Raw genomic sequence first — 3,613 nt, 5'->3', positions numbered from 1 at the left:
ACATGCAGCTCGGCGAAGTCATCGTCGGCGGCGTCGGTGCCGGCTTCTACGGCATCCTGATGTTCATCGTCGTCGCCGTCTTCGTTGCCGGACTGATGGTTGGCCGCACGCCCGAATATCTCGGCAAGAAGATCGAAGCCAAGGAAGTCAAKATGGCGATGCTGGCCATCCTCTGCCTGCCGCTGGCGATGCTGGTCTTCACGGCCATCGCCGTGGTCCTGCCGAGCGCTGTGGCATCCATCGCCAATGGCGGGCCGCATGGCTTCTCCGAGATACTCTACGCCTATACCTCGGCGGCAGCGAACAACGGCTCGGCCTTTGGCGGCCTCAGCGGCAACACGCCCTGGTACAACATCACGCTCGGCATCACCATGCTGATGGGACGTTTCCTGGTCATCATTCCGGCGCTGGCCATTGCCGGCTCGCTGGTGGCCAAGAAGACGGTCCCGGCCTCGGCGGGCACGTTCCCGACCGATGGCCCGCTGTTCGTCGGCCTGCTGGTTGGCGTCATCCTGATCGTCGTCGGCCTGACCTTCTTCCCGGCACTGGCGATCGGGCCGATCGTCGAACACCTGGCAATGATCCATGGGCAGACATTCTGATGCCGCCCCGTCTTGGATAGAAGTCATGTCCTGGTTCAACACCACGCGTCGCAAGGCTCGGCCCAAGGCCGATAATGAGGGGGAGGCAACTCCCCCTCCCTTCCCGAGCGTATCCACGTTCCTGGGCATTGCGGCGGTCATGATCGTGATCTGGCTGCTGGTCTATGGGCCGCCCTTTTCGGCATCCGATCGATCGGTGCCATCCAACAACAGCGAAGCCGGAGCTCCAAAATGAGCCACTCAAAATCCKCGAGCATCATGGATGCTAGCATCCTCTTGCCCGCTATCGGCGGGGCCTTCAAGAAATTGAACCCGCGCACCCTCATCAGAAATCCGGTGATGTTCGTCGTCGCCGTCGTTTCGGCGCTTACGACCGTGCTGTTCGTCAGGGATCTGATCACCGGCGGTGGCGATTTCAGCTTCACGCTGCAGATCATCATCTGGCTGTGGTTCACCGTGCTGTTCGCCAATTTCGCCGAAGCTGTCGCCGAAGGCCGCGGCAAGGCCCAGGCGGATTCGCTGCGCAAGGCCCGCACCGAAACCCAGGCCAAGCTTTTGACCGGCGAAGATCGCACGAAATACAAACTCGTGCCCGGCACCAGCCTCAAGGTTGGCGATGCCGTGCTGGTCGAGGCCGGCGACATCATCCCGTCGGACGGCGAAGTGATCGAAGGCGTCGCTTCCGTCAACGAAGCGGCGATAACAGGCGAATCCGCGCCAGTCATCCGCGAATCCGGCGGCGACCGTTCGGCGGTCACCGGCGGCACACAGGTGCTGTCCGACTGGATCCGCGTGCGCATCACCGCGGCATCGGGCCATACCTTCCTCGACCGCATGATCTCGCTGGTCGAAGGCGCGGAACGCCAGAAGACGCCGAACGAGATCGCGCTCAACATCCTGCTCGTCGGCATGACGCTGATCTTCGTGCTGGCGACGGCGACGATCCCGAGCTTCGCTTCCTATTCGGGTGGCTACATCTCGGTAACCGTGCTGGTCGCGCTGTTCGTCACCCTGATCCCGACCACTATCGGCGCATTGCTGTCTGCCATCGGCATCGCTGGTATGGACCGCCTGGTGCGCTTCAACGTGCTGGCGATGTCCGGACGCGCCGTCGAGGCGGCCGGCGACGTCGACACGCTGCTGCTCGACAAGACCGGCACCATCACGCTCGGCAACCGCCAGGCGACCGAGTTTCGCCCGGTCAAGGGCGTCACCGAGCAGGAACTGGCCGACGCCGCCCAGCTCGCTTCGCTTGCCGATGAAACGCCGGAAGGCCGTTCGATCGTCGTGCTGGCCAAGGAGAAATACGCCATCCGCGCCCGCGACATGGCAACGCTGCACGCCACCTTCGTGCCCTTCACCGCGCAGACCCGGATGAGCGGCGTCGATATCGACGGCTCCTCGGTGCGCAAGGGCGCGGTCGATTCCGTGCTCGCCCATGTCAGCCAGTCGACGGTCGCAGCCCACGCCACACGGCCCGGCAGCGATACCGTCAGGGACCTCCAGGCGATCGCCGACGAGATCGCGAAGTCGGGCGGCACGCCGCTGGCGGTCGAGCGTGACGGGCGCTTGCTGGGCGTCGTCCATCTCAAGGACATCGTCAAGGGCGGCATCCGGGAGCGCTTCGCCGAACTGCGCAAGATGGGCATCCGTACGGTGATGATCACCGGCGACAACCCGATGACGGCCGCGGCGATCGCCGCGGAAGCCGGCGTCGACGACTTCCTCGCCCAGGCGACGCCCGAGGACAAGCTGAAGCTGATCCGCGACGAGCAGGCCAAGGGCAAGCTTGTCGCCATGTGCGGCGACGGCACCAACGACGCGCCGGCCCTTGCCCAGGCCGATGTCGGCGTCGCCATGAACACCGGCACGGTCGCCGCGCGCGAGGCCGGCAACATGGTCGACCTCGACAGCGATCCGACCAAGCTGATCGAGATCGTCGAGATCGGCAAGGCGCTGCTGATGACGCGCGGTTCGCTGACCACCTTCTCGATCGCCAACGACGTCGCCAAGTACTTCGCCATCATCCCGGCGATGTTCGCCGTGTTCTACGTCGCGCCGGGGCAAACGACCGGCCCGCTGCAGGCGCTCAACATCATGCATCTGGCGACGYCGCAAAGCGCTATCCTGTCGGCCATCATCTTCAACGCGCTGATCATCATCGCGCTGATCCCGCTGTCGCTGAAAGGTGTCAAATATCGTGCCATCGGCGCCGGCGCGCTGCTCAGCCGCAACCTGCTTGTCTACGGCCTCGGCGGCATCATCGTCCCCTTCGTCGGCATCAAGGCGATCGACATGATCGTCACCGCCCTCGGCCTCGCTTAAGGAATACGTCCATGCTCACCCAGATAAGACCCGCGATCATCATGATCGTCTTCTTCACGGTGCTGACCGGCCTCATCTATCCGATTGGCATGACCGGCATCGCCCAGGCGCTGTTCCCGCGCCAGGCCAATGGCAGCCTGATCGAAAAAGACGGCAAGGTCGTCGGCTCCGAACTGATCGGCCAGGCCTTTGCCAGCGACAAGTACTTCCATGGCCGCCCTTCGGCAGCAGGCGACGGCTACAACGCCGCTGCCTCCAGCGGCAGCAACCTCGGCCCGACCAACCCCAAGCTGATCGACCGCATCAAGGGCGATGCCGAAAAGCTGAAAGCGGAGAATCCGAATCAGCCCGTACCGATGGACCTGGTGACGACGTCCGGCAGCGGCCTCGATCCGCACATCAGCCCGGAAGCGGCCTACTTCCAGGTGGCCCGGGTGGCCAAGGCCAGGGGCGTCGATGAGGCCAAGGTCAAGGCGCTTGTCGACAGCCAGGTCGAGGGCAGGGAACTCGGCTTTATGGGAGAACCGGTGGTCAACGTGCTCGGTCTCAACCTTGCGCTGGACGCCGCGAAATAGTGAATGGTGGGTGCCGGGGATCGACACTACCCCCGGCGCCATCCATGATCGATGCTGATGCCGGACGACAGCCGCAACGAAACCAGACCTTCTCCCGACGCGCTGCTCGAT

At 64.1% G+C, this 3,613-nt stretch carries 4 protein-coding genes; all 4 read left to right on the top strand.

The annotated features are described in order from the left end of the window. On the top strand, positions 1-602 hold a 602-nt coding region (locus ACXJ7R_RS27480; protein WP_457154566.1), incomplete at its 5' end, for a potassium-transporting ATPase subunit KdpA. 25 nt (positions 603-627) lie between these two features. Next, positions 628-837 carry a hypothetical protein gene (locus tag ACXJ7R_RS27475; protein ID WP_095084640.1) on the top strand — a complete coding sequence of 70 codons (210 nt, stop codon included), beginning with the start codon at positions 628-630 and terminating at the stop codon, positions 835-837. Next, on the top strand, positions 834-2,927 hold the full coding sequence (kdpB, locus tag ACXJ7R_RS27470) for a potassium-transporting ATPase subunit KdpB (RefSeq protein WP_457154565.1): 2,094 nt from the start codon (positions 834-836) through the stop codon (positions 2,925-2,927). Before ACXJ7R_RS27475 ends, kdpB begins: the two co-directional genes overlap by 4 nt. 11 nt (positions 2,928-2,938) lie before the next feature. Then, positions 2,939-3,502 carry a potassium-transporting ATPase subunit KdpC gene (kdpC, locus tag ACXJ7R_RS27465; protein WP_457154564.1) on the top strand — a complete coding sequence of 188 codons (564 nt, stop codon included), beginning with the start codon at positions 2,939-2,941 and terminating at the stop codon, positions 3,500-3,502. The last annotated feature ends 111 nt before the right edge of the window (positions 3,503-3,613 follow it).

Source organism: Mesorhizobium sp. P5_C1, assembly GCF_054049815.1.
Note: the sequence above shows the minus strand (reverse complement) of the source record. Positions and strands in the feature narration are given on the sequence as shown.

Excerpts from the sequence above, each read along its gene's own strand:
- kdpC (WP_457154564.1), top strand. The coding sequence starts at position 2,939 with ATGCTCACCCAGATAAGACCCGCGATCATCATGATCGTCTTCTTCACG.
- ACXJ7R_RS27475 (WP_095084640.1), top strand. The coding sequence starts at position 628 with ATGTCCTGGTTCAACACCACGCGTCGCAAGGCTCGGCCCAAGGCCGAT.